Source organism: Agromyces sp. Leaf222 (assembly GCF_001421565.1).
Taxonomy (GTDB): Bacteria; Actinomycetota; Actinomycetes; order Actinomycetales; family Microbacteriaceae; genus Agromyces.
Map to the genome: position 1 here is coordinate 2,784,421 of NZ_LMKQ01000001.1, position 23,091 is coordinate 2,807,511.

General features: G+C 67.5%; 29 protein-coding genes. 10 read left to right on the forward strand and 19 right to left on the reverse strand.

All coding sequences use genetic code 11. The features are described from left to right. The first annotated feature begins 6 nt into the window (after nucleotides 1–6). Both ASE68_RS12465 and ASE68_RS20265 read left to right on the forward strand, forming a co-directional pair. Nucleotides 7–558 carry a CGNR zinc finger domain-containing protein gene (locus tag ASE68_RS12465; protein WP_055859054.1) on the forward strand — a complete coding sequence of 184 codons (552 nt, stop codon included), beginning with the start codon at nucleotides 7–9 and terminating at the stop codon, nucleotides 556–558. Between the two features lie 323 nt (nucleotides 559–881). Continuing rightward, complete coding sequence (locus ASE68_RS20265) at nucleotides 882–1,448, forward strand: hypothetical protein (protein WP_157421632.1); 567 nt, start codon at nucleotides 882–884, stop codon at nucleotides 1,446–1,448. 143 nt (nucleotides 1,449–1,591) lie between these two features. On the opposite strand, the gene ASE68_RS12480 is transcribed toward ASE68_RS20265, so the two are convergent. The 3 genes from ASE68_RS12480 to ASE68_RS12490 form a co-directional block, all read right to left on the reverse strand. After that, on the reverse strand, nucleotides 1,592–2,104 hold the full coding sequence (locus ASE68_RS12480) for a barstar family protein (protein ID WP_055859062.1): 513 nt from the start codon (nucleotides 2,102–2,104) through the stop codon (nucleotides 1,592–1,594). A 66-nt stretch (nucleotides 2,105–2,170) separates the two neighbouring features. After that, entirely contained in the window at nucleotides 2,171–2,581 is a 411-nt protein-coding gene (locus tag ASE68_RS12485; RefSeq protein ID WP_157421633.1) for a hypothetical protein, read from the reverse strand. A 76-nt stretch (nucleotides 2,582–2,657) separates the two neighbouring features. Beyond that, nucleotides 2,658–3,353: a hypothetical protein gene (locus ASE68_RS12490; RefSeq protein ID WP_157421634.1), complete on the reverse strand. Its 696-nt coding sequence runs from the start codon at nucleotides 3,351–3,353 to the stop codon at nucleotides 2,658–2,660. A gap of 298 nt (nucleotides 3,354–3,651) precedes the next feature. On the opposite strand from ASE68_RS12490, the gene ASE68_RS12495 reads away from it, so the two are divergent. Continuing rightward, entirely contained in the window at nucleotides 3,652–3,987 is a 336-nt protein-coding gene (locus tag ASE68_RS12495; protein WP_157421635.1) for a hypothetical protein, read from the forward strand. Nucleotides 3,988–4,085: 98 nt separating this feature from the next. On the opposite strand, the gene ASE68_RS12500 is transcribed toward ASE68_RS12495, so the two are convergent. Continuing rightward, the gene (locus ASE68_RS12500; RefSeq protein ID WP_055859074.1) at nucleotides 4,086–4,826 is read right to left on the reverse strand and encodes an endonuclease/exonuclease/phosphatase family protein; all 741 of its coding nucleotides are present in this window, start codon (nucleotides 4,824–4,826) and stop codon (nucleotides 4,086–4,088) included. A gap of 488 nt (nucleotides 4,827–5,314) precedes the next feature. Here ASE68_RS12500 and ASE68_RS19890 point away from each other — a divergent pair, with 488 nt between their 5' ends. The 5 genes from ASE68_RS19890 to ASE68_RS12525 all read left to right on the forward strand — a co-directional run bounded on the left by ASE68_RS19890 (nucleotide 5,315) and on the right by ASE68_RS12525 (nucleotide 7,528). Next, nucleotides 5,315–5,686: a PLD nuclease N-terminal domain-containing protein gene (locus ASE68_RS19890; RefSeq protein WP_082462218.1), complete on the forward strand. Its 372-nt coding sequence runs from the start codon at nucleotides 5,315–5,317 to the stop codon at nucleotides 5,684–5,686. A gap of 158 nt (nucleotides 5,687–5,844) precedes the next feature. Then, entirely contained in the window at nucleotides 5,845–6,084 is a 240-nt protein-coding gene (locus ASE68_RS12510; RefSeq protein WP_055859080.1) for a hypothetical protein, read from the forward strand. Nucleotides 6,085–6,189: 105 nt separating this feature from the next. Then, nucleotides 6,190–6,723: a hypothetical protein gene (locus ASE68_RS20270; RefSeq protein ID WP_157421636.1), complete on the forward strand. Its 534-nt coding sequence runs from the start codon at nucleotides 6,190–6,192 to the stop codon at nucleotides 6,721–6,723. Nucleotides 6,724–6,830: 107 nt separating this feature from the next. After that, nucleotides 6,831–7,325, forward strand: coding sequence for a DUF2975 domain-containing protein (locus ASE68_RS12520; protein WP_055859086.1), 495 nt, complete (start codon nucleotides 6,831–6,833; stop codon nucleotides 7,323–7,325). Beyond that, complete coding sequence (locus ASE68_RS12525; protein ID WP_055859090.1) at nucleotides 7,325–7,528, forward strand: helix-turn-helix transcriptional regulator; 204 nt, start codon at nucleotides 7,325–7,327, stop codon at nucleotides 7,526–7,528. The genes ASE68_RS12520 and ASE68_RS12525 overlap by 1 nt, the downstream gene beginning before the upstream one ends. A 66-nt stretch (nucleotides 7,529–7,594) precedes the next feature. On the opposite strand, the gene ASE68_RS12530 is transcribed toward ASE68_RS12525, so the two are convergent. The 3 genes from ASE68_RS12530 to ASE68_RS12540 form a co-directional block, all read right to left on the reverse strand. Further along, nucleotides 7,595–8,089, reverse strand: coding sequence for a hypothetical protein (locus tag ASE68_RS12530; RefSeq protein WP_055859093.1), 495 nt, complete (start codon nucleotides 8,087–8,089; stop codon nucleotides 7,595–7,597). Nucleotides 8,090–8,282: 193 nt separating this feature from the next. Next, entirely contained in the window at nucleotides 8,283–8,876 is a 594-nt protein-coding gene (locus tag ASE68_RS12535; protein WP_055859096.1) for a hypothetical protein, read from the reverse strand. Nucleotides 8,877–9,045: 169 nt separating this feature from the next. After that, nucleotides 9,046–9,540 carry an SRPBCC family protein gene (locus ASE68_RS12540; RefSeq protein ID WP_055859099.1) on the reverse strand — a complete coding sequence of 165 codons (495 nt, stop codon included), beginning with the start codon at nucleotides 9,538–9,540 and terminating at the stop codon, nucleotides 9,046–9,048. A gap of 309 nt (nucleotides 9,541–9,849) precedes the next feature. On the opposite strand from ASE68_RS12540, the gene ASE68_RS12545 reads away from it, so the two are divergent. After that, nucleotides 9,850–10,428: a DUF998 domain-containing protein gene (locus ASE68_RS12545; protein ID WP_055859102.1), complete on the forward strand. Its 579-nt coding sequence runs from the start codon at nucleotides 9,850–9,852 to the stop codon at nucleotides 10,426–10,428. 90 nt (nucleotides 10,429–10,518) lie between these two features. Here ASE68_RS12545 and ASE68_RS12550 read toward each other — a convergent pair whose 3' ends face one another. From ASE68_RS12550 to ASE68_RS12560, 3 genes are all read right to left on the reverse strand, one after another. Further along, a complete protein-coding gene (locus ASE68_RS12550) occupies nucleotides 10,519–11,052 on the reverse strand; it encodes an SRPBCC domain-containing protein (protein ID WP_082462221.1) in 534 nt (177 codons plus the stop codon). A 146-nt stretch (nucleotides 11,053–11,198) separates the two neighbouring features. Then, on the reverse strand, nucleotides 11,199–11,606 hold the full coding sequence (locus ASE68_RS12555) for a RidA family protein (protein ID WP_055859105.1): 408 nt from the start codon (nucleotides 11,604–11,606) through the stop codon (nucleotides 11,199–11,201). Between the two features lie 72 nt (nucleotides 11,607–11,678). Further along, complete coding sequence (locus tag ASE68_RS12560; protein ID WP_055859108.1) at nucleotides 11,679–12,098, reverse strand: hypothetical protein; 420 nt, start codon at nucleotides 12,096–12,098, stop codon at nucleotides 11,679–11,681. A 234-nt stretch (nucleotides 12,099–12,332) separates the two neighbouring features. Between ASE68_RS12560 and ASE68_RS12565 the strand changes: the two genes are divergently transcribed. Further along, entirely contained in the window at nucleotides 12,333–12,602 is a 270-nt protein-coding gene (locus ASE68_RS12565) for an antibiotic biosynthesis monooxygenase (protein ID WP_162238274.1), read from the forward strand. Between the two features lie 58 nt (nucleotides 12,603–12,660). On the opposite strand, the gene ASE68_RS12570 is transcribed toward ASE68_RS12565, so the two are convergent. The 9 genes from ASE68_RS12570 to ASE68_RS12610 form a co-directional block, all read right to left on the reverse strand. Continuing rightward, nucleotides 12,661–13,335 (reverse strand): Pr6Pr family membrane protein, encoded by a 675-nt coding sequence (locus ASE68_RS12570; protein WP_235480851.1) that lies wholly within the window; start codon nucleotides 13,333–13,335, stop codon nucleotides 12,661–12,663. After that, nucleotides 13,332–13,973, reverse strand: a complete 642-nt coding sequence (locus ASE68_RS20275; RefSeq protein ID WP_157421637.1) for a hypothetical protein — start codon at nucleotides 13,971–13,973, stop codon at nucleotides 13,332–13,334. Before ASE68_RS20275 ends, ASE68_RS12570 begins: the two co-directional genes overlap by 4 nt. 119 nt (nucleotides 13,974–14,092) lie before the next feature. Beyond that, on the reverse strand, nucleotides 14,093–14,833 hold the full coding sequence (locus tag ASE68_RS12580; RefSeq protein ID WP_055859122.1) for an HNH endonuclease family protein: 741 nt from the start codon (nucleotides 14,831–14,833) through the stop codon (nucleotides 14,093–14,095). A gap of 126 nt (nucleotides 14,834–14,959) precedes the next feature. Continuing rightward, nucleotides 14,960–16,132 carry a hypothetical protein gene (locus ASE68_RS12585; RefSeq protein WP_055859125.1) on the reverse strand — a complete coding sequence of 391 codons (1,173 nt, stop codon included), beginning with the start codon at nucleotides 16,130–16,132 and terminating at the stop codon, nucleotides 14,960–14,962. A 30-nt stretch (nucleotides 16,133–16,162) separates the two neighbouring features. Beyond that, nucleotides 16,163–17,629: a hypothetical protein gene (locus ASE68_RS12590; protein WP_055859129.1), complete on the reverse strand. Its 1,467-nt coding sequence runs from the start codon at nucleotides 17,627–17,629 to the stop codon at nucleotides 16,163–16,165. Beyond that, nucleotides 17,626–18,753: a glycosyltransferase family 4 protein gene (locus tag ASE68_RS12595; protein ID WP_055859132.1), complete on the reverse strand. Its 1,128-nt coding sequence runs from the start codon at nucleotides 18,751–18,753 to the stop codon at nucleotides 17,626–17,628. Before ASE68_RS12595 ends, ASE68_RS12590 begins: the two co-directional genes overlap by 4 nt. Further along, nucleotides 18,750–20,387 carry a glycosyltransferase family 39 protein gene (locus ASE68_RS12600; RefSeq protein ID WP_055859134.1) on the reverse strand — a complete coding sequence of 546 codons (1,638 nt, stop codon included), beginning with the start codon at nucleotides 20,385–20,387 and terminating at the stop codon, nucleotides 18,750–18,752. The genes ASE68_RS12595 and ASE68_RS12600 overlap by 4 nt, the downstream gene beginning before the upstream one ends. After that, complete coding sequence (locus ASE68_RS12605) at nucleotides 20,384–21,829, reverse strand: glycosyltransferase family 4 protein (protein ID WP_055859137.1); 1,446 nt, start codon at nucleotides 21,827–21,829, stop codon at nucleotides 20,384–20,386. The genes ASE68_RS12600 and ASE68_RS12605 overlap by 4 nt, the downstream gene beginning before the upstream one ends. Then, nucleotides 21,819–22,673 carry a glycosyltransferase gene (locus ASE68_RS12610; RefSeq protein WP_055859140.1) on the reverse strand — a complete coding sequence of 285 codons (855 nt, stop codon included), beginning with the start codon at nucleotides 22,671–22,673 and terminating at the stop codon, nucleotides 21,819–21,821. Before ASE68_RS12610 ends, ASE68_RS12605 begins: the two co-directional genes overlap by 11 nt. Between the last annotated feature and the right edge of the window lie 418 nt (nucleotides 22,674–23,091).

The window sequence follows — 23,091 nt, forward strand, 5'->3', positions numbered from 1 at the left end:
AGTCAAATGTTTTTCACCCATGACACGGAGTCGGCGCTCGCCTTCGTCTCCGCCCTCACCGACACGGTGCCCGCGTCATCCGATTCGGGCGACGACGAACTGCGCACCGTCGCGCAGTTGAGCGAGCTCATCGCCGTCTGGCGCTACTCGGGCCGGCACGACCGCGACGCCCGCGAACTCGCCGAGGTGCGCGACGCCCGCGAGCAGCTACGGCGCCTCTGGCTGCTCGACCGCGACGCCGCCGCCGAAGCCGTGAACGACCTGCTCGCCGAGGCCCGTGCACTCCCCCGGCTCGTGCGCCACGACGACCTCGACTGGCACATCCATGCGACCGCGCTCGACGAGCCGCTCGCCACGCGCATCCTCGTCGAGGCGGCGATGGCGTTCGTCGACGTCATCCGCGCCGACCAGATGGACCGCCTGCGCGTCTGCGACGCCGACGACTGCGAGAGCCTCTACGTCGACCTCTCGAAGAACGGCTCCCGCCGCTTCTGCACCACGCGCTGCGGCAACCGCATGGCCGTGCGCGCCTACCGCGCGCGGGCCGACGCGGTCTAGGGCCGGAGGCGTCACTCTCCTCGGGAGGGCGTCCTGGTTCGCGGGTCAACGCTTCGGACTCGTCGTGGGCGACCTGCCTCGATCACGGCTGCTACGGACTCGTGCGAGCAACGTCGCCTTCGAATGGCAGCGCTTTCAGCGTCGGCACCGGTGAGCCCGACCCGTCTTGCGTTGCAGTAGACGTGCCCGTGCGGGCGTTCTGATCGGGCGGGGTATCCGGACGCCCGCATTCCAGGATCGCCGCAGAATCAACGCGGCCGGGCCGGCGACCGGCTCGCGACCGGCTATCGGGCGCGTGAGACGCGCGACTATGGTGGAGCGTCGTGGACGATTTGGCGTGGTTTGACCTTGAAGGTGAGGCTCTGACCGACGCTCAACTCTCGTTCGTAAGCGCACTCCGGGCGAGGCTGCGTGACGGTCTTCGTCCGTACTGCGTCGAACGGACGGACGACAATCTCCTGCTTGTATTGGACGTCGACGCGCCGGAGGTTGCCCTCGTTTCGGTGGGGCTGCAGCTCCGAGGTCGCAGCCTCCGAGGCGATCGGATCAGCGTCCACGACCGGTCGTTCCCGCCCGTGCCCACACTCAATGGTTTTCATCTGGATGGTGGCTCACCCGAGCTGGCTGCTCGCGCTGGCGACCTTCTTGAGTGGTTCGCGAATCGACCTGTCGTGAGGCATGAATGGCTGCATCACGGCCAGGTTTACGCGGATTGCTACCTGTTCGAAGACTCAAGCGAGCGCCTCGCTCAGACGTACCGCAGCGACCTTGCGCCGCCGAGCGAAGAAGACCGTCTCATCGCCGAACGATTCGTCCATGGCGCCGGATGGATTCAGACTCAAGGGCTTGGCGACCCTGATCGCGTTGTGCGCGTGCGTGGCGGAGATTGACGTCCTCTGCGACAGGGACAGTAGGCTCACTTCTCAACAACGCGGGGTGGTTCCGATGGTGCCAAACAGTTTCCCAGGAGCGGATCCGCGTGCGCAGTGCGGGTGCACTGGAGTTGACCACGCTGCGACCGCCGTCGATCAGGTCAATGCTCCGCATCGTGCCACGGCACAACGGTCGCGCCGATCGGTGCAATCGCGATTTCGCGGTCATTGGACTGCACGAGGCAAATCAAGCGGCCGCCGAGTAGAGCGGCGCCTCGCGACGTATGAGCCATGATCTCGAGGAGAAGTTGTGCCGATTCGGGATCGGCCTCCACGAAGGCGTCGTATCGATCGAGTACGACGACGAGTCCAGTCGCCTTCGGGTCCCACCCGTAGTCGTGCTCGACGACGTCCTTCAGGCAGTCGGCGAGTGCATCGAAGTTCCGTCCGTAGTAGTCCGGGAACTCAAACCCAGCCGCGAGCTGATCGTGCATTGCCGCGAGCTGGCTCCAAGTCGTGGCGTCGAACTCCAGGACTTGATAGCGGAGCTTCCTCAGCTGCTCAAGCGTCGAGGCCATCCGGTCGGCCCTACGGAAGAGCGTGACGGGCGAATTGGCCAGCAGTCGATATGCGGGGTCTTGACCGAGATCGGTCTGCAGATCGAAGGACGCCATGGGGCGAGCCTAACTGGACGGCCGCTGCGCTCTCAGAGGGCACTGGCCGGCCCAGTTGCCGATCGGTTACCGCGACGTCGCGCAGACGATGCGATCCACGGTTGGGAGCTCGAGTGGCGGGTCGTCGGTGTACCAGTAGTACTCAAGGGTGATCAGCCGACCGTCTTCTACCCACAGCAGGATCCCGCCAGTAGCGTCGCCACTTTCGTCGACAACCTGGACCTGAGCATCGTTGCTCATGGATCGGTAGGGACCATTTGCGTGGTCAATCTTCTGGACCTCGGAGGGGACGTCAAGTTCGAGCATCGTGACAGGGCCACTCACCGCGCGCAGTGCCGAAATCTGATCCCACATGGCGGCGGTGAGCTCGCCGCCAGTGACGATCAGGGTTCGCTCGAGCACTCGGCGCACCTGGGCGAGAGAAGGCGTCTCCATCATGACCTCAACGATGGCACTGCAGCGGTGATCGATCGACATCCGGTACAGCTGCGAGGGGAAGGACGCCGTCGCCAGCCATGAGGCTCCTGGCACCGCCACCGCCCGCTCGCAGTCGTCAGGCACTAGGGGGCGACGCCGCGATTGCGATGTAGAACTTTGCGCCTTCGATGACTGCCGTCGTGAGTACACCGACAGTGATGTCGTGCACGAGGGCGCTCCACTTGCTGCCCTTTTTCGCACTCTTCGCCTCGGCGGCTTGGAAGGCCACCCACAGGCGCTGGGCGCCCTCTGAGAAGTCATAGCTCGCGCCGAAGGCCTCGTCGTCTATGGCGTGCTGCATCTCCTGGAGGAGTCGGTGGAGGTAATACCGCAGATTCGGATCGAGGCTGTCATCCTCGAGAAGCAACTTTCGAGCTCGGCCTAGAACATCCCGGAGGTTGTCGAGGTCAGCGGCTTCAACCTCGAAGACCTTGCCGTCGAGGAAGTTGGCGAACCCCTCAAGCTGGTCCATCACAGCGGCCGAAACGAGGTTGTCGGATCCGAGGTTGTTGCCCCACCCGACTTCTGTCGACAGCACTCCCATCGACCAGCCCGGAAACTGCCGACGGTATAGAGCAACGTTGCGGCCGTCGTCTTCGAACTGCCGGAGAACGCCGTCGATTCTGAGTAGCAGCCGCATGCCCGCCTCGAGCCGGGCAGCGCCTTCCAGTGTGTGGGGTCGGAGGACGTTGACCAGAGCTTGGTTTCCAGCAGTGAGGGCTTCGCGCCACTCGGAATAGAGGCTGTGCAGCTCGCGCGCGGGATTACTCATAGTTGAGCAGCCTACGAGGCGGAACACGCGTGGCGCTGCCCCTCGCAAAGGGTAGTCGAAGCATCGAATAGCACTCAGTCGACCCATATCCGGCAGAGCCGAACGAGATTGTCAGGCTCAGCAACGCGCCCGGTAACGGATCCTCTACCGCTCAAACCGATGACGCTCCATCGCGGGATGAGTCCTTCACGGTGACCGCTGGATTGCTCGACCGTTGGAGCACGAGCCGTTGAAATGCGCCAACTCGAAGCTCGGCTACGATCACTCAAACACTCTCCTCGCGGCCCGAAAGATGCGAATGCGCGACACCGACCCGCACGGCACCGATTTACGGCGGCCGAGCGATGCGCCCCGACGCCGTCGTGACCGGCCGCGAACCGCGTACCGCGCCAATCCGATGGTGATGTTGCTGCTCGCGGTCGCCAGTGCGCTCGGCACCATCGTGCTGGGAATACTCATCGCCCAAGGTTGGGCCGACATCGTCGCGGGCACCTTCGAATTGCACGGCGCCAGAATGGTCCTTGCCATTCTGCTCGCCAGCCCGATGTTCCTCGTGGTGTTCGTCGTCGAGTTCAGGAAGGCGTTAGCCGCCCAGCGTGCGGACGGCCTCTCCAGCCAGTGGTGGACTCTCTAGACGGCTGAACGGTCCGACCGAGGTGCAGTCGATCTCACTGACCGGGTCTCCCGAGAGCCGGTCCCTGAATGAGGCGCGAGCACGACCTCCGCGTCCATTCAGACGGTGCTCGGCAGATCCTGCTTCGACCGGAACTCGTCACCGAGTTCCAGGATCAACGCTGCGTGGTCCGTTGCGCTTTCTGCAAGCGGTCTCTGGTCGTAGAAAACGTTCAGCACGTCGTTGAGAAGCGAGGGATGCACGTAGACATGGTCAACCCGGAACCCGTTACCCGCAGTGCTGAACCAGGAGTACTCCCGTTCGTCAGGATGCGAAAGCCGCCACGGATCGACGTACCCGGTAGCTTCGAGCGCGGCGAGTCGATTGGCGCCATCGAACCCGGCTCCCGCGGGGGATTTGTCCAAGGTGTTCGTACCCGTGTTCCAGTCGCCTATCAGCACCCCTGCATTGAGACGGCCGCTGGCGGCCGCGGAGATGACGGCATCCCAGTAGGGCAGCTTGAGCTTCCTCTGAGGAAGGTAGACCCCGACGAGACTTAGTCCGTTTGTCGCCACCGCCCACAGCAGGTGCGGATCCAAGTCAGGATCCAAGTCCTGAGCCAACGACCATGAGCGGTCGATCGCAGAACGCGAGGCGATGGCGATCCCGTTGGACGAGCCCGGTGGCAGTGAGGTCGTTGTCTCATATCCGAGCGAATGCAGCCCGTCGACGAGGGCTACCCCAGAGGATCGGAACTCGGTGAGCACGAGGACGTCCGCGTCGATCCTCTCGATCTGCTCGAGAAGGGAGGGGATGCGCGGCCCGCCACCGTGCCGCAAGTTCAGGGTCGCGATCCGCATTCACTCGCTCCCTTCCTAGTGGAGGTGACGTGGTCATTACTCAGAGGTGAGCCTACTCAGGCGATCCACGGTCGGCTCGGGGCGCACGGCCAATCGGCCACTACCACCGCATCTGCCCGCTGGTGGATCGTTTGTGGGACGGCCTCGTGACGTCTGGAGACCTACCCCATGAGTAGCCGTCGAGCCGCGTCAATGATGAGCCAGAGGGATAGCGCCATCATGAAAACAGAAACCCACGCGAACGTCCGGGGAGTCGAATCTCGCGCTGTGGTCTCGCCGAGGCGCTTGGGCAGTTGGTCGAGCCGATCCTTCGTTCGCCGCGCATGTTCACTCCGCTTGAGGAAGAGCCACAGAGCGACGGCCAGACCCGCGATTCCAGCAACGAGCTCAACGAACGTGTTGATCGTCTCCAGAACTGATCAGCCCCTTCCCACACCTGAGATTGACCCCAGATCTTCCAACGCCGCGAACCAGCTCGTGCTGCGGTCATGGCCACGATATCGATCAACGGGCCGGGAGCACTGGACTCAGGACTCAGCTGCGACGACTTGCACTTTCAAAAGAGGCCGCCGCATCGCAGCCCGCAGGAGGATCCGCCCGCGGGCGGCCAGATTCCCGAAACGCGCGCTGCACGCGTCTGCCAGACTGAGGCCGTGTTTGGGAACCTCACCGGATGGCACTTGATCATCCTTTCCGTCATCTGGATCATCCCGTTGGTCGTCACTGTCGTGAGTATCGCTCGCGACCAAGTGGCATCAGGAACCGCTCGGGCGGTGTGGGTGCTCATCGCATTGCTGTTCCCCTGGCTCGGGTTGATTCTCTGGTTCACGATTGGTCGCAAGCCGGCGCCCACAGCTTGACGGGCCCTTGTGGGCCGCGTTCAGGGCCGTTATAGGGCGCTTACGCAGTCGCGCACAGCGACGTCTTTCACCGCCCGGCAGGGGATCGCTAAACGCGACCTGCTTGCCCTGGCTCGATGGATTCACCTTTCGAAGCCAGGATGGGACAGCATTGGGGAATGAGTGCAGTTGTCCCGGTGGTGCTGGTTTCCAGCTTGCTGATCGGCGGCGGCGTGGTCCTCATCTGGTTCCGAGGCCCGGTGTCGCGGTGGTTTTCCGCTCAGCATGGGTCTACCTTCGGCCGGCGGAAGTCTCGCTCAAGGCGCGCTTTCAACGCGGCGACCATGATCCTCGTTGGCAGTTTCTGGATCCTCATGGGAGTTATGGCGCTCACGTCATTTTTCACACAAGCGACCTAGCTTCTGATTCAGACGACTAGAGGTGTCACGGCTCAATTGAGGATCCGCCTGCGGTCTCCACGCATTGGCTGGACTGCGCGGCCCGAACTGAGCGAGGATCGTTCAATGGACGCTGAGCGGGACGATGAGCGCCGCATGCGGATCGCGACCGAGGCGTTTGACCTCATCGAAGCGGAAGTTCGTCCGCTCCTTGCCTCAGGCGGCCGGTTGTGGTCAAAGGGTTCGGGAGGCTACCCGAGCCGCCTACGTCAGATTCTTTATGGACTGGATAAAGCTCACGACGTCACGTTCGCGACCCAAGATGCGATGCAATTACCGCGTGGGCAACGGGTCGTGGAGCATGTGATCCCGTTCAAACGGATCGTGATCGAAATTGTCGATCCAAGCCAGGCGGACCCCAGATCGAATACCCACAATGCTCCGATCGCTGGCGGCCCTGCCACTTCTCCAGAACACCTCATCTCGATCTTCGACCAGCTCCTCCAGAAGTGTTGGGTCACGAAGGATGAGCACGACCGTCTGAACCGTGCCGGCAGCAGTCTCCAATGGGACGCGCCAGATGGCGACGGATGGTCGCGCTACCGACACGCAGGGGTCGTCGCGCATCGCCTCACGGAGGTCGACGGTCAATCTCGTTAACCCGCTCAGGGATCCGCTCCCGGGCTCAAACCCACCGTGGCTGGCCGGAATCAAGTGATGGGTTGCATCTATTGACTTTCGATAAGTCATCTATCGACAATCGATGCATGGATTACGATCTTCCGCGCCCCTCTCGCACTCTCGTCATCTTCACCCAGTCGCTCTTGGCGGTGCTGTTTCTCGTTGGTGTTGGGGCGCTCGTGCTCCTGCCCGGCATCAGTCAGGATGTCGCGGCGAGCTTGCCTGAGTACGCGGATCTGCGCGGTCCGCTGCTCGCCCTGGCGATGGCGTTCATTGCCCTCGCGCTCATCGCGCTCGCGATGATCTCGCTGCTCGTTCACCGCCTCTACCGCGGAACCGTGCTGGCACGAACTTCCTTGCTCTGGGTCGACGTCCTCGTCGTTTCCCTCGCCTGCGCTGTCGTGCTCGTGATCACCAGCTTCGTGGTGATCAGCAACGGGCAAGCAGGTAGTCCGTTCCTCGGGCTCATTCAGGTGATCGTCGTTCTCGTCCTCGTCGTATTGAGCTGCGTCACGCTCGTGCTCCGATCGCTGCTTCGGCGCGCGATGCTGATGCGTGCCGAACTGGAGGAGGTCATCTGATGCCGATCCGCATCTCGATCGACCGCATGCTCGTCGAACGCAGAATGAGCGTCGGCGACTTCGCCGAGGCAGTCGGCATCACGCCGGCGAACGTCGCAGTTCTCAAGAACGGCCGAGCGAAGGCAGTGCGATTCTCCACACTCGACGCGATCTGCCGCGTCCTCGATTGCCAACCCGGCGACATCCTGCACTACGAAGACTGAAGAGAGCAGATGCCCTTGAACGTCCGCAGACGGATCCCACACGGCGACAGTTCTCGCCGACTGCCGCTACCTCTCAAGCAGCGCCGCGAGCGCGGCTAGGTCGCGCTCGAGGCTGCCTTGGACCTCGGCAGACATTCGGCGCGCCCACTCCTCTTCGCCCGAACCAACCAGCCACGCCGAGAGCTCGACTTGTGTTCCGTCGACTCCGTCGACGGCCTCGTGATGCACTGTCAGCTCCACTTCACCGAGTTCCGTCGTATCGGCATAGACGAAACCGGGCCCCACCGCCGTGACGCGGAACGGCGCTTCTTCACCCCCGACCGCCTTCAGCACCCCGCGCGCCCCGATGCCGAAGGGCTCGGACAACCGGAAATACTCCATACTCGGCGCCCACTCGGGGTGCGTCTCGATGTCGCACCAGCGCTCGAAGAACAGCGCGGCTGGGGCGGAAGATGAGCGGCGGGTCCGAGCTATCTCGATCACGCATCCGACGCTAGCGGTGACCACCGACACCTTCGGGAAGAAGGGCTCAAACGAGTCGACGCCACTCAGGGCAGTCATTTCTCCTTGCCGCCCTTCAAGCCGGGACCGCCCAATCCGACCCGTGTTGGCAGCGAAGTGTGAGCTGCCGCCAGCCGAACCCGGAAGCGCTCCTCATAAAACCATTTCGGATGCCGGTCCATGAACGGTTGCCCGCAGACGGATCTATCTGCACGCGTCCGGTCGCGGCTCGTTAGAGGATCGGCTATCGGGCTCAAGAACCGAACTGACGGAGTGCCGCACTGAAGGCCTCCGCATCTGCACGAGTCTCGTCGGTCATGAGCAGGGCATGCGGGCCGATGACTCTCGTGAACGAACCGCGGCACGGGATCGTCACGATCCTCGTGAGTCCGTGCCGCCATGCGTTGATGAGCGCGTCAAGGGAACGGTGCTCGGGTTGCTCCTCGGTCGAGGTAGGGAGACTGGCCGTCCGCCTGCGGAATTGCGAAGCCTGCCAAGGCTGAAACCGCACCAAGCCCGTGTCACCGAACCGATCCCGCCAGGAAGGTCCGGTGATTCGAGCGAGCAACTCCATGCGCTCAGGAGAATTGTTCGCCGTGCCTCGAATCGCGTCGAAGAGCGCGGGGTCGAGGACTTCGCCGGCGTGCCGGAGCGTGGCACCCCAGATCTCTGGCCAAGCAGCCTGCCAAGCTTGGATGTCGACCTCATCCTCTCCGTTCACCCCAGGGTCGGGTGGGTCGGCAAGTGGCGGCGGAACATCGTCGTGGTCCGGTCGCAGGTCCCAGGCATCGCGGATCCACAGCAGCTCGACAAGCGACGCTGGATCGTCATCGACGGTGATCACCATGTCGTGCGGCCATGGATTCCCGGGAATCGGTACAGATGAGCGCACAGATACCTCCTCGGCTTCTCAACACGCCAGTCAGACCGTCTCACACCGCGACCCGACTGCGCCATCGCACGATGGCGCGGCCATGTTCGAACGCGCCCGGGTGGAGATCGCAAGCCGGTCGGGCCTACTTCGCCAGGCGGTTCGATTCCCGCACCGTCGCGCGAAGGCTGGTGGCCATGTACCGACGCCACAGTGGGGCCACGATTCGTCGGATGACGAACCTCCGACCAGGGAGAGGGCTGAACTCGTACGTCCACCTGATGACCGTCCCGAGGCCATCGGGGGTGAATGTCCACTCACCGCGGATGCCGCGTACGAGGTGTCGCATGCGCCCGGTGAACGCCGACAGTTCATACGCGAACGAGTGGCCCTCGGTGTACTCGGTGAGTCGCTCGAAGGCGGTCGATCCGTCCGAGAGTTGCGGGTTTCGGCTCTGCCCGACGCGGTCCCACGCGCCGGTCTGGTTCTCGACGCCGAGCACCCCGGGGAACGGGCCCCACTTTCGAAACACCAGGGTCAGATCGATCGGGACGATGACCGCGAACAGGACCTCGGGCGCGAGCGCCGACCTGGTCTGCACGATGACCGGCACGGTGGCGTCTTGGGCGGCGATCAGCATGTGATCAGCCCTGCCCGCCGGATGACGTATGGCCTACCCGCACGACATGGCCTCGGTGGTTCGCGTCGCGATGGCGAAATCGAGCGCTGAGCGCTTCTCCGGCGGGCTGTTGATCGTCACGCTCAGGACCGTACTTGCTCATCGGCGCGGAGCCAAGCCGCCCGGAGGCCGGTCGGCGATCGGACGCTGCATGCGGCTCCGGTGTTGGGCCAGCCATGGTCGTCCCAGACCGCGGGATAGAGTGCCGCTCAGGAGGATGCCCGTGGTCGCTGGAGGTATGGCCTGTTGAGCGTTGCTGCCGTCGCTGCCGTGACGGCGCTCGTCGGCGGCGGGATCACGGCAGGGCTGATCGCGATCCTCCACGTTCTCAAGCCCGAGTACGACCCGTCCTGGCGGATGATCAGCGAGTACTCCCTGGGGCGTTATGGGTGGGTGATGCGCCTCGCCTTCGTCACGATGGCCATCGGCCTTGCGGCGACGAGTGTCGCCTTGTGGCCGTTCGGCGGCGCGTGGACCATCCCCCTGGCCGCGGTCGCATTGGGCGCGCTCGGTGCCGCGTTCATCGACGCCGATCCGATCATGACTCCCCGCGCTCAGGCCACGCCCGTGGGCAGGGCGCACACGATGCTTGGCGGGGTGTTGCTCGCCGGCTTCCCCCCTGCCGCGCTGATCGCGGGGGTCGGGGTGGCGACCGCGCTCGGCTGGACGTTGGCGATCGCATCCGTCGTTCCGTTCGCCGGCTTGGTGTGGTTCCTCATCGCCGCGGCCCCAGCCCACGGGCAAGGCGGCTCGCCTGAGATCCGAATCGGATGGCCGGACAGGTTCTGCCTCCTCGCCTACCTGGCATGGGTGGTGCTGGCCGCTGTCGGCGTGCTGTCCGCCGCGTGAGGCAAGAGCGCCGCCTCTAAGGCGCCAGCCGGTCCGTCTTCGGATGTCGCGCACGAGCGCATGCTGACAGCTCGGCGAGAATTGCGGGCCTCAGGAGCCGCTGCCATCGATGGCCAGCGAAAGCCCGTTCAGCCGAAGGGTCGTCCCGGTACGCAGGTGAGGCAGGTCGGCGCTGCCGTCACCGGTGCGGGTCAGGAACGCGACTTGCTCCGTCCAGATCAGCGTGGTTCCCCCACCATCCGCATCCTCGAAGGTGACGGTCACGAGCGATACCCACCGGGTCATGGCATTGACGATCGCCTCGTACACGAACACGATCCGGCGGCCGGAAACGATGTCGAGATAACGGGACCTGTTGCGCAACCGCTCTTCCGACCCGTCGGGCAGGACGAAGGTGCTGGTCGCATCCTCGCCCCCGCCGACCCGAAAGACGTGATCGTAGGTCGCTCCCGATCCCGGGAGACGGACCCACCGCCGCCGGATGAGGTCGTCCGCAAACGCTCCGAAGACCGTTGCCCGATCCGCCTGGAGAACTCTGGAGACACTGAAGATCTCGTGTCGGACATCCGGAATCAGTTCATCCGTCGACCGGTCGGATTCGTCCGATCCGTGCACTTCGGTCATTGCGACCAACTCCCTGTTCGAATCGCGCCCATTCGTTGCTCTCCGTAGGCAACGGCAGAGGCCGCCATTCGCTTCCCTCGTTTCCTGCTCAAGGTACTCAGAGGATGGCGACATCCGCACGCCGCTTCACGACGCCGATGGGCAAGTCAGTCGATGACTGCTGCAACCGCCTCGATCTCGACGAGCTGATCGTCATATCCGAGGACCGTGACCCCGAAGAGGGTGCTCGGTACGTCATGATCGCCGAACGCGCCATGAACCACCTCCCAAGCTGCAACGAGATCGGACCGGTTCGAGGAAGCGACCAAGACGCGCGTGCTGATCACGTGCTCGATTCCTGCCCCGGCGGCCTCGAGCGCCCCCTTCATCGTCTCGATGCACCGAGCGGCTTGGGCCGCGTAGTCGCCAACCGCGGCAATGGTTCCATCGTCTTCGAGCGGGCAAGCACCGGCAAGAAAGATGTAGCGCGCGTCCTTCGGTGCTGTCGCTGCGTACGCATACTGGGCGACTCCGCTGAGCGTGCTGGATCGAATGAGACGTACGGCGCTGTGCACAGGCTCATCCTGACACGACACGGCAGACAGCTGACGGATCGTCCAGCGGCCGCTCGCCGACTGGAACGAGCGTCACTCGGCGCTGTTCAGACCATCGTCGAGGTAGACCGTCGCGTAGACGTCGACACCGAGCGCGGCGATCCCCGCAGCGAGTTCGATGGGAATGACGAAGCCGCCTTGCGTTGAATCGGAGTCCGCGGACCACCAGATCCTCGCGGAGCAATCAGCCGGGAGGAGTGGAAATCGACCGATTCCGGCGCTTGCGGCTGCGACGAGATCACCCAGCGCTCGAGTGCCCGTCGCGTCCTCTTCCGTGTTGGCGCTGCGCTCGACGTCGATCGTCCACACGTTGTGGTCCAGCTGCCGACCAGAGCGGTTCACGGAACCTCGGAGCTTCGTTCTCGTCGGGACCAGTCCGAGGATCTCGGAGATGAGCGCAGGGTCGGTCTCGGTCGAGACGACCGTGAGCGAGGCGCGCCCGGACTGAATCATGACGCGAGCATAGATGCAAACCGTCGCGCGTGGCCTGCCCTCCAAACCCCACGAAAATCGTGCACCCGGCCGCAAGTCGAATCACTCGCCGAGCGCCTACGGGGCTGCTTCGAGGCGATACACATCAGAGACTGGACCCACCGAGCGACCAGAGAAGCTCGTTCGTCGCACCGCCGACTCCCCCTGTTCCCAATCCGCGCGCCACGTGCTTGGCTTCGTGGCATGACGTACGCCGTGGTCTCCGTGCACTCGCCGAAACCCGAGCACCGGGAAGCGGTGCTCGACTCGATGCAGCGATACAGCCGGGTCGCCCGCGAACAGCCGGGGTTGCACTGGACCGGCGTCGTGGACGATGGGAGCGGCCGTCTTGTGGGCATTGCGCTCTGGGACTCCGAGGACGCCGCGACGGCCGCACGACCCGCGCTGATGGCGGAAGTCGGCAACGACCCGTTCGCGACCTGGGACGAGCATCCGATCGACGGGCTGCGCGGCGACGTTCGCTGACAGCCGGGAACGCGACGCGATCCTCACCGGGCGCGGCATCCGCGAACTGCTGGGCGGCTCAAGCCGACGTGACTCGCGTGGCGTCGACGATCTCTGCTTCACCGGTTGGGTCACTGTTGGAGTGCCAGAGGTTGACCCGGCTTGCGGCCCAGGCCAGGGCGCCGGCCGCGAGAACTGCGCAGAACAACCCGAGCAGGTGCACGGCCAGCGAGAGCGGCCCGCGCTCCGGGAGGAGGAAACCGTACGGCACCCACCCATCAGACGCTCCGCGGAGGAGGACGACGCTTACCCAGACGACCGGGTAGACCGCGACGAGCCAGAGCCGACGCCACGGCGGGGGCGAGCGGTCAGGGACGAGGATCCAGTCGATCGCGACAGCCAACGGCACCACGACGTGGAGAACGGCGCTCACCCAGGCTGGGGCGGTTCCGGTTCCGGGAACCAGGACGTTGTAGACGACTCCCACGACGATCACGTACGCGGTCGCCATTCCGCGCAGGAGGTCAAGCCAGCCGGGCGCGACGCGCCCGCGCATCGAGAAGGTCCCGCTGATGATCAGCACGACGCTCGCGAGGGACGTGGTCTGGTTCGTGAAGTAGCCGAAGTAGTCGAACGGGTTGCCGTCCCCTGCCGCGATGCGCAGGGCGTACGCGTAGCAGAGCACGGCGAGGCACAGTACGCCCACTGTGATGCGGGCGACGCCGATCGGGCGCGCGAGTGCGCCCCGACTCACTGACGCTCCTTGCATGCGCGTGCATGGGCGTTCATCTCCGCTGCGAGTTCTCCGAGCGTCGTCTTCGACAGCGGGAAGGCGGCCACGAAGCCGTGCCCGAGCGGCTGGAGCTCGATGCGCCCTGCTGCTGTGGTCTGGATGGCGATACCACGCGACCGTCGTTCGTCGATGGCCACGGTGCCGACGGTCGTCTGCACGACGTCGCGCCAGGGAATCTCCGCGAACTTGACGGGCAGGGCGATCGAGCCCGTCCAGAGGTTCACTGCGTCCGAGCTGCAGACCACCGTGAAATCGTATGGGACGGCAGTTTCCGGAGGCCCTACACGGTACGGCCCGACCGCATTCTTCAGTCCGGCCGTCCTTCCTGAACCGAACACCACCGCTCGGCTGTCCGTGATCTGTCTCGCTACCGCGCCGTCTCGTCCCGATCCGAGGAGCCGGAGGAGCCCGAGCAGCAGAAACAGGATCGCCAATGCCGCTGGAGCACCGGCGGCGAAGATGACGGCCTTGTCGAGCCCCGCCGCGGTCGCCGAAGTCGTCAGGCAAACCGACGCAACTCCAACGAAGACGATGAACGCGAACGAGGCAGCCAACCCCGAGACCCGCAGGCGTGATCCAGCCGGCACGCGTGTGGCCACATCAACCTCTTCTCCGCCTATCGAGCGATTTCCGAAACGATTATCCGGGTATTCGGGGCTCCACTGCGGATTCCGTCCCCGGCGGCAACACGTCCGCACGGAACCCTCGGCGACTCGGGTCAGGGGCAGCCGGAGTCGACGGCTGCGATCGCGTCGAAGTCCTCTGGCGAGACGGTGAGTCCGTACGAGAGCAGCACGTCGGCGAACCGGTCGACGTAGGTGCAGGCGTAGCCGCTCGCCGGCGGCATCCATTCGGCCGGGCCGGAGTCGGACTTCGCCTGGTTGGCGGGCCCGTCGACGGCCGACAGGTTCGCCGGGTCGTTGGCGAACGCCGCGCGCTGCGCATCGGTCCACTCGGATGCACCGTGCTGCCACGCGTATGAAAGCGGCACGACGTGGTCGATCTGCACGGCCTCCGAGGTGTCGGGGCCGCGCACGAACGAGATCACCGTGTTCGTGTAGGGATCGGTCAGCGTGCCCGTGCGCACGATGCAGTCGGCACTGTCGGCGCGGAATCGCACGTCGGCGAGATCGCGGATGAGCACGTCGTTGCGGGTGTCGCAGCCGTTGCCGTCGACGTCGAGCCAGGCCTCGCCGAACAGGTCGCGATCGTACCGCGACGACGAGCCGGGCGCGGCGACCACGAGGTCCGCGAGCTCGGGGTCGAGCGTCGCCGGGTCGATCGGCGCACGACCGTTCGGGTCTTCGGATGCCGGCGCGAACGTCGGCAGTTCGAAGCCGCCGCCCGCCTGCGAGCTCGTGCCCTCGGGTCCGTAGAGGTACACCCAGACGGCGACCGCGAGCAGCACGACGAGCAGGGCGGGCAGGGAGATTCGGCGGGAGCGTCGGCGACGGGGCATCCGATCATTCTGGCGTGCTCCTGGGCCCTCGCCCGACCGTTCGGCCACCCGCGTTCGGGCGCCAGACCGGGCATGCGGCTGCGGAGCCGTCACGCCGGCCCGCGGCATCCGGCGCCGCTCGACCGATCAACCGGGGAACGCCGCGCCCAGCGTCTCGAGTGAGACCTCGCCGGGAGCGCCCAACGTGCGGCCGGACATCCAGGTGATGCGCTCGAGACCCAGACGATCGGCCTGTGCGCGAACCCGCTCGAGCGCGGCGGCTCCCCCGCCGCCGGTGTTCTCGCCGCTCAGGGGCATCGCCAGCGGTCCGGTCAGCGTGGCGAGGTACTCGACGGGTGCGAGGTCGCGGGGCGCCGTGCCGTACGACGGCGCATCGAGCCACGTCGTCACCGCGGTGACGTCGAGTCCGAGTCGGTCGAGCGCGCGCACCTGCCTGGGCCAGTCGAGTCCGCCCGCGAGGTCGTCGCCGGTGCCGGCGACGGCCGCCGACGAGACCCGTGCGTTCGCGACCCGGTCGACGTCTCCGGGCCGCACGCCCCAGCCGGGCAGCAGCACGTCGATCGGTGCCGCGGGGAACGAGGTGCCGACGGTGCGGGTGAGCCACGCCGCGTAGCCGCTCACCGAGGACAGGTAGAACTCCAACCATCTGCGCGACTGCGCGACCGACCCGGATCCGGGTTGCCACGCGGGATCTGGTGACGCGGCGAGGGCTCCCCCGCCGAACGCCCACAGGCTGTCGACCCGACCGCCCGAATGCGCGGGCGGGAGCCGGATCTCCCCCGAGAGCAGGCCACCGACGCGCACGCGGTCCACCACGCCGGCGAAGTCGCGTGCGACCGCCTGCACGTATCGCTTCTGCGCCTGACGGACGGCGGAGTTCCAGACGCCGTCGAGGGCATCGGCGCCGATGCCGCCATGCCACTCCTCGCCGTACTGGTTGACGAAGCGGGTCTCACCCGGCAGGTTCCACGCCCAGGCCGGCGGGTACTGGAGCCCGAGATCGAGCACGACATCGAGGCCGGCGGCGGCGTAGGCGGCGGCCTCGGCCAGTCGCCCCGCCACATACGAGCGGTTCGTCGTCGTCGCCGTCGGCTGGTAGGCGTCCCAGCCCAACTCGAGCGTGACGAGGTCGACCCCCGCAGCGGCGTATGAGGTGGCTGAACCCGGAATCGGCTGCAGCAGCTCGATCTCGACCGGCGAGGCGGCCTCGACCCGAGCGGCCGCTGCGGTCAGGAGCGCCGCGACGAGCCCGACCGCGACTGTGGCGAGCGGTCGCTGCCACCCCCGCGGAGCCCCCATCGCTCCAGCATAGTGACGGCCCTCGGGACCTCAGCGGGAGGCGTCCACGGCATCTGCGGGCGCCGCGGGCTCGCTCGGCGCCTCCGACCCATGCCGCAGCAGCGCCCGGATGCACAGCGCAGCTCCCCCGACCGCGGCCACCCACCACACGAACGGCACGTCGCGTCCGACGACGGCGAGCACGAGGACGACCGCGATGCCGGCGACGTCGAACACCCGCACGAGCGACCACGGCCGCCACCGGCGCAGGTCGATCAGGAGCACGGCCAGCAGGAGCACGCCGATCCCGGCGGCGCAGACGGCGAACGTCGTCACCGTGCCGAGGTCGCCGGCGCCGACGCCGACGAGCACGATCGGTTGCACGACGGCGAAGGGCAGGAGCAGCGCGAAGAGGCGCGTGTAGTGCTCGCGGGCCTGACGGGCGCAGGCGAGCACCGTCGCGGTCGCGACGGTCACCCCCGTGATCGCGGTCAGAGGCAGCAGCTGACCCACCTGAGTCGCGTTACCGGGGGCGACGATCTCGAGCGCCCAGTTCGGCACTGTGGCCAGCAGGATCGCCACCGGCATCCCGAGCACGAACATCAGTCGCGCCGCTCGCGCCTGCTGCAGTCGTGCCAACCCGGCCGATGCCGCGCTCGCGATCTGCGGGTAGTAGGTCATGGCGATCGCCGTGCCGACGAAGAGCGGCACGCGCCCGAGCAGCGCGGCGACCTGGTAGTCGCGCGCGTCGGTCGCGGCCATGTGGGTCATCGCGATCACGACCGTGTCGATGGTGCCGAGCGCGGCGAGCGCGAGTTGCGCGACGCCGAGCAGGGCGCTGTGCCGGAGCAGGCCCCGGTAGGTGCTGCGCGCGGCCCGACGCAGCGGGAATGCGCCGCGGCAGACGGCGAGCCCCGCCGCCGTCAGGATGGCGCTGGCCACGATGAAGCCGGTGATCGGCGCCAGCGGGTCGGCGGCGACCGCGACGACGAGCACGAGGGACAGGCCGATCCGCACCACCATCTCGACCAGCCGAAGCACGGAGATCGCCACGAGTCGTCCCTGCCCCTGCAGGAGCCCGATCGGGGCGGCGACGACCGACAGCGCGAAGGCGGCCACGCCGGCGGCCACGCCGAGTCGGAGACCAGATGCCGGAGCGACGAGCGCGAAGGAGAGCACCGCGAACGCGACCCCCTGCACGACGGACGCGACGAGCCCGAACCCGAGCGCCTCCCCCGCGGCGTGCGCCGTGCGGGTCAGCGCGACGTGGCGGGCGACGGCCCACGGGATCGCCGCCATGCCCCCCGAGCCGAGCACGAGGAGCAGGCTCTGGATCGACGCATAGGCCACGTAGTCCGGCGCGGCCAGCAGCCGAATGAGCACGAGCGAGAAGGCGTAGTTCGCGATCGACACGACCAGCGTGGTCGCGGAGACCACGGCGGCGTGCCGTTGGACCTGCTTCGCGTCGTCGACCATCGTGGGCTCGCCGATCGGCACCGAGGTCGTCGTCGCGCTCATCGTGCGGCCTCCGACGAGCGGCCCTGCATGGCCGCCCGATACACGCGGCCCTGGTGCTCGGCCGCGTTGTCCCAGGTGAGGTGGGCGACATCGGCCGCGCCGTGCCGGCCCAGCGAGGAACGGAGTCCCGAGTCGGCTCCGACCTCGAGCAACGCCCGAGCGTAGGCCTCGACGTCGAACGCCGGCACGCGACGTCCGTTCGCCTCATCGACGAGGTTGCGCAGGCAGTCGATGTCGAAGGCGACGACCGGCGTGTGCACGGCCATCGATTCGGCGGCGACCATGCCGAACGTCTCGTACCGGCTCGGCATCGCGACGAGCTCCGCGGCGGCCAGCCACTCGAACCGGTCGGTCAGTGCCACCGGTCCGACGAAGCGCACCCGGTCGTCGATGCCGAGTTCCACCGCGAGCGATTCGAGTGCACCCCGGTCGGGGCCCTCGCCGGCGATGAGCACGTCCTGCGCGATCCCGGCGGGCGATCGGGTCGCACTCGCGTACGCGTGCAGCAGCAGGCTGAGCCCCTTCTGGGCGTCTTCGATGCGACCGAGATAGCGGATGCCGGTGCGCGGGCCGTCATGGGGAGTCGCGAACGCCTGCGGCGGCAGGGCATTCGGCACCACGTGCACCTCGGCGCGCGGGTTGCGTTCGCGCAACCGGGCACCGAGGTCGTCGGACACGGCGATGAGGGTGCGGTGCGCCGCCAGGCCGAACTGCTCGATCCGGTCGAACGGGAGGTGGTACTGACGCGACTTCTCCGCGGCGAAGAGCCACTGCACGACCCCGACGACCGGCACCGATGTCGTTCGAGGCAGGCCCCAGGTCGAGATCGGAGCGCCGAAGTCCTCGACGACGAGATCGGGCGCGTACCGGCGAACCGCACCACGCTGCGCGGCGAAGTACGTCGCGGCGCTCAGGTCGCGACCCGTGCCGGCACCCAGGTGCACGTAGCGCACGCCGTCCTGCGTGTACGGCTCGCACCCGGGGAACCTCGCACACGCGACGACCAGGTCGAAGTCCTCGGCCAAGCGGGTGTTGATCTCGTGCGTGCGCACCGAGCCGCCGCCGGCGCCGGGCTTTCGCGGATCCTCGTAGCCGAGGTGCAGCACGCGCGGGCGGGCGGTCATGAGCCGTCCCCCGTCGTCGCGATGTCGCTGCCGGCCGGGTGCGTCCAGTCCCGAACGTCGTAGAGCTGCAGGTCGTTCTCACGCCCCTGCACCGAGAGCACGAGCTCGCCGTGCTCCCTGACGGCGTCGGCGAACTCCTGGTCGGCGAGGCCGTAGCCGTGCTCGACGAGACGATCCGACAACAGCACGAAGTCGACGTCGTGCTCGATGAGCTCGGGCGCCGTGGCCCACTGGCCCAGCTCGTAGCCGGAGATGACGAACTGGCCGGTCTCCTCGGTGACAGCAAGTGTGCTTCCCGCCGGTGCGACGTCGGCGACGCGCTCGAGCAGCTGGGCGTACACGTCGTCGGACACCGTGTGCACCTGCACCCACGCGACGCCCTGCAGGCAGAGGATCGCGACGACGCCCACGATGCCGGCGCGCCGCAGTACGCGTCGGCCGATCACGAAGACGCGGATCGAGAGCGCCGCGGCGCAGGGAACGACCGCGATATAGAACATCTGCTCCTCGAGCGAGCCGAAGACCACCGCGTACGCGACGTAGCCGCATGCGCAGACGGCCCAGATCGCGACGATGCGCACGGCCGCCGCGGCGCCCGGTGCCAGGTCGACCGCCCAAGCGCGGCGGCGAAGCAGGCCCCACAGCAATGAGATCGCGCACAACCCCCCGATCGTCAGGATCGTGTAGGTCGCAGCGAGCTCGACGCCGTTCGGGAGCAGCCGGTCCCACAGCGAGACCTGCACGCCCTCCGCCTTGAACCCCGTCGACTGCTGGGTGCCGAGGAGCCGCGACAGGCCGTCGGTGCGCATGTGCCACCACACGCCGACACCGGCCCACGAGATCATGGCGAGGTTGACCAACGCGTACCCGAAGAACGTTCCGGCCACGGCGATCATCGGCCCGCGCCGCTCGCCGCGCGGGGCGGTGCACGCGACGAGCACGAGCGTCGCGAGGATGACGAGCCCGAACGTCTCCTTGGTGCCGAAGGTCGCGGCGCCGGCCACGGCGGTCACGACCGCCCATCGCCATCGCGTGCGCGGGTCGGCGGTCGCGGTGCGGATCGCCGCGGCGACCGTGAGCACGGCGAACAGCTGCGCGAACGCCTCGAGCATCACCCGGCTGTCGAAGCTGATGATGAACGGGTCGAGGGCGACGAGGGCGGCAGCCGCCAACGCCGCCTTGCGCAGCCCTGCCCGGCGCAGCGCGAGGTACAGCACGGCGACCGTCAGTGAACCGAACACCGCGGCCACCGGCCGGAGCCCGACGATGAGGGCCGCCACGTCATGCGATCCGAGGAACTGGGCGGGGCCCGCGAGCAGCAGCAGGGCGATGGGCGGATGCAGCACGAACGAGAGGCCGTGCAGCGTAGGGCCGACGAGCAGCGTCGTGTCCCGTGCGATGGCGGCGTAGGTCGCCTCGTCAATGAAGATGTCGTACGACGTCGTGATGTCGATCAGCCGAAGCAGGGCGGCGACCACCGCGAGGGCGATCGCGACGAGGATCGCCGTCCGGCGCGAACTGCGGGCGCGCGCCACCCTGCGGGACTCGGATCGGGTGGCTCCACCACGTTCGTCGGTGGCGACGTCGTCGCGCTGGGCGGCTTCCGCCTGGCGGGGAAGGGTCGTCGCGCTCATCGGGCCGCCTCGGTGCTGCGCTCGGCGGGCCGACGCAGGCTGAGGTGGTCGCGGGTGCGCGCAACCTCGACCCGCACCTGCTCGCGACACGGCGAGTCCGCGCCCAACCCGAATCGCGCGAGAAGGGCCTCGGCCGCGGTCACGTCGGTGTCCAGGCAGAGCACCCGGATGAGGTCACCGTCCCGGATCCACAGGTCGGAGGGCCTCAGATGGTCGCGCCAGTCGTCGGGCAGCGCATCGACGTGCATGGTCAACACCGTCGCCGTGTCGGACAACGGGGCCGCCTGGTCGCCTCGGGCACCGAGCCGCTGTCGTTCGAACTCGAGCGCACCCTCGATGCGGTCGGCCATCGAGTCCCAGGTGAACTGCGACGCCCAGGCGCGGGCGTTCCTCGCGTAGCGGGCAGCCTCGTCGGCGTGCGCGAGCTCGTCGATCCGATCGATGATCGCCTCGGCGAGATCGTCTCCCTCTTCGAGGAGCCAGCCGGTCTCACCGTCGACGATCGAGTCGCGCAGGCCCCGTCGGCGGTAGGCGAGCACGGGAACACCCTGCGCGTTCGCCTCGAGGACGGAGAGCCCCCAGCCTTCGCCCTGGGAGGCATTGACCGACATCCATGCACCGGCCAGGGCACGATCGCGTGCCGTGTCGTCGAGGTCGCCGCGGATGTGGACGGCGTGGGCCACCTGCAGGGACGTCGCGAGCTCGACGAGCGCGTCGCGCTCCGGTCCGCGACCGATGAACGTCATGGTGAGGTCGGGGTGGCGCTCCAGCACGGCCGGCAGCGCGGAGACGACCTGCGCCACCTGCTTGTGGTGCACGAGACGTCCCACCGTCACGATCGCCGGTCGCTCGGAGCGGTCGACGTCGACGGCCGGTGTCGCCGAGAGCCCGGGGGGCGCGACCCAGAGGCTGCCGCGCAGGCCGAGCCGGCGGCGCGCGTCCGTGCGGGTCGACGGCGAGACGGCGACCACGCTGCGTCGGCCGTACACGCGACGGCTCGCCGTGCTCTCGAGCCAGCGTCCGAGCGCGGCCACCGGCGCGGGGAAGTACCCGGCGAACTGCTCCTGGTGCACGTGGTGCAACAGCATCACGACCGGGGTGCCGGCCGGGACGGCGAGCGGCGTGAAGAACGGGATGCCGTTCTGCGAATCGATGACGCCGCCGACCTCGCGGCGATGGCGCAGCAGCCACCACAGGGCGTGCACGTACACCGTGAAGCGGCCGCCGCCGCGGACGATCCGGTAGCCGTCGCGCTGCTCGAGCCGCGGACGCCCCGTGACGGCGGCCGCGAGCAGCACGACATCCCACCCGCGAGCGGCGTAGCGCTCGGCGAGCTCCTGGCAGACGAGCTCGGCGCCACCCGCCTCGGGATGATCGAGGTCGCGCCAGTTGGCGATGACGAGCGTGCCGGTCGAGACGTCGCGCGCGGGCTCAGGCGGCACGGGACAGCCCCCGGGTCAGCAGTCGCACGCGGGCGATCTCGCGGAACGAGGCGATGCCGTCCTTCACCGGGGCGAAGGAGGAGCCCGCGCTGTCGGTCCACGTGATCGGCAGCTCCATCAGCCGCATTCCGGCGGCCCGCGCGCGAGCGAGGATCTCGACGTCGAACGCGAAGCCGTCGATCTTGGACTCGGCGAACAGGGCCGTCGCGAGCTCGCGACGGAACATCTTCATGCCGCACTGGGTGTCGCTCAACGGCCCCACCACGGTTCGTGCGGCGAGGTTGAACGCCCGGCTCCCGACCCTGCGCAGCAGCGGCTGGGCGACCGCGTACTCGCCGCCGAGCGCTCGACGCGACCCGACGATGCCCTCCCAGCCGTGCTCGAGCAGCGCGAGTCCCGTGGCCAGCACGTGCGGGGGCACCGAGGTGTCGGCGTCGACGTAGGCGATGTAGGGAGCGGTCGCGTGTGCGACACCGGCGCGCACCGCGGCGCCCTTGCCCGGGGTACGGCAGTTGACGATCTCGATCCGCACACCTCGGCTGCGCACGCGATCGACGACCTCGACCGTGCCGTCGACGCTGCCGTTGTCCACCACCAGCACCCGGATGCGGTCTGGATGCCCGGCGAACTGCGTGCACAGCGCTTCGAGCGCCGCGCCGATGCGCAGCTCCTCGTTGTAGGCCGGGATGATGACGTCCAGCTCGGCCACGGCTGCGGCGGTGGCAGCGACGGTGGCGGCGGCGCTCGTCGGGTCGATCGTGCGCGTCGAACCGTGCACGGCGCGGTCGTGCATGGGCAGGGGTCGCACAGCGCGCGGGCGCGCGTGCACAAGCTCGTCGAGCATGGGTGTCTCCAGCGGGTCGACGGCGCGGGCAAGCACGACGTCACCGGATCGGGAGGCACCTCACTGGGCCGGGTGTACGTTCGGGATGGGTTTCGGGGCAGCGCGGCTCGAATCTCTGCCGGCGGGCGCCTCGCTCGAGCCGACCGCGCAAAACCACGAATCGTTCGGGAGCTCCGGTCAGCATACGGATGCAAATGCATCGAAAAGCACCGATCGCGCCCCACCACCCGTTTTCACCCCCGAACTGGGTGCGAGTTCGACACCACTCGGCGCCATAGGCGCTCCAGGGTTCGAGTTCGCCCGGATGCCGGGAGTCGCCGTCCGTGGGCAGAGACGCGAGCAGCGCCATCCGTGCCCGGACATGACGAAAGCCCCCGGCCTGCTCCGAAGAGCTGGCGGGGGGCTTTCGCAAGAAGCT

What these genes read in the sequence shown, in the direction of transcription:
- ASE68_RS12465 (WP_055859054.1), top strand. Translation starts at nt 7, where the DNA reads ATGTTTTTCACCCATGACACGGAGTCGGCGCTCGCCTTCGTCTCCGCC.
- ASE68_RS12480 (WP_055859062.1), bottom strand. Translation starts at nt 2,104, where the DNA reads ATGGCGTCCTTCGATCTGCAGACCGATCTCGGTCAAGACCCCGCATAT.
- ASE68_RS12485 (WP_157421633.1), bottom strand. Translation starts at nt 2,581, where the DNA reads ATGTCGATCGATCACCGCTGCAGTGCCATCGTTGAGGTCATGATGGAG.
- ASE68_RS12490 (WP_157421634.1), bottom strand. Translation starts at nt 3,353, where the DNA reads ATGAGTAATCCCGCGCGCGAGCTGCACAGCCTCTATTCCGAGTGGCGC.
- ASE68_RS12495 (WP_157421635.1), top strand. Translation starts at nt 3,652, where the DNA reads ATGCGCGACACCGACCCGCACGGCACCGATTTACGGCGGCCGAGCGAT.
- ASE68_RS12500 (WP_055859074.1), bottom strand. Translation starts at nt 4,826, where the DNA reads ATGCGGATCGCGACCCTGAACTTGCGGCACGGTGGCGGGCCGCGCATC.
- ASE68_RS19890 (WP_082462218.1), top strand. Translation starts at nt 5,315, where the DNA reads ATGGCCACGATATCGATCAACGGGCCGGGAGCACTGGACTCAGGACTC.
- ASE68_RS12510 (WP_055859080.1), top strand. Translation starts at nt 5,845, where the DNA reads ATGAGTGCAGTTGTCCCGGTGGTGCTGGTTTCCAGCTTGCTGATCGGC.
- ASE68_RS20270 (WP_157421636.1), top strand. Translation starts at nt 6,190, where the DNA reads ATGGACGCTGAGCGGGACGATGAGCGCCGCATGCGGATCGCGACCGAG.
- ASE68_RS12520 (WP_055859086.1), top strand. Translation starts at nt 6,831, where the DNA reads ATGGATTACGATCTTCCGCGCCCCTCTCGCACTCTCGTCATCTTCACC.
- ASE68_RS12525 (WP_055859090.1), top strand. Translation starts at nt 7,325, where the DNA reads ATGCCGATCCGCATCTCGATCGACCGCATGCTCGTCGAACGCAGAATG.
- ASE68_RS12530 (WP_055859093.1), bottom strand. Translation starts at nt 8,089, where the DNA reads ATGACTGCCCTGAGTGGCGTCGACTCGTTTGAGCCCTTCTTCCCGAAG.
- ASE68_RS12535 (WP_055859096.1), bottom strand. Translation starts at nt 8,876, where the DNA reads ATGGTGATCACCGTCGATGACGATCCAGCGTCGCTTGTCGAGCTGCTG.
- ASE68_RS12540 (WP_055859099.1), bottom strand. Translation starts at nt 9,540, where the DNA reads ATGCTGATCGCCGCCCAAGACGCCACCGTGCCGGTCATCGTGCAGACC.
- ASE68_RS12550 (WP_082462221.1), bottom strand. Translation starts at nt 11,052, where the DNA reads ATGACCGAAGTGCACGGATCGGACGAATCCGACCGGTCGACGGATGAA.
- ASE68_RS12560 (WP_055859108.1), bottom strand. Translation starts at nt 12,098, where the DNA reads ATGATTCAGTCCGGGCGCGCCTCGCTCACGGTCGTCTCGACCGAGACC.
- ASE68_RS12580 (WP_055859122.1), bottom strand. Translation starts at nt 14,833, where the DNA reads ATGCCCCGTCGCCGACGCTCCCGCCGAATCTCCCTGCCCGCCCTGCTC.
- ASE68_RS12585 (WP_055859125.1), bottom strand. Translation starts at nt 16,132, where the DNA reads ATGGGGGCTCCGCGGGGGTGGCAGCGACCGCTCGCCACAGTCGCGGTC.
- ASE68_RS12590 (WP_055859129.1), bottom strand. Translation starts at nt 17,629, where the DNA reads ATGAGCGCGACGACGACCTCGGTGCCGATCGGCGAGCCCACGATGGTC.
- ASE68_RS12595 (WP_055859132.1), bottom strand. Translation starts at nt 18,753, where the DNA reads ATGACCGCCCGCCCGCGCGTGCTGCACCTCGGCTACGAGGATCCGCGA.
- ASE68_RS12600 (WP_055859134.1), bottom strand. Translation starts at nt 20,387, where the DNA reads ATGAGCGCGACGACCCTTCCCCGCCAGGCGGAAGCCGCCCAGCGCGAC.
- ASE68_RS12610 (WP_055859140.1), bottom strand. Translation starts at nt 22,673, where the DNA reads ATGCTCGACGAGCTTGTGCACGCGCGCCCGCGCGCTGTGCGACCCCTG.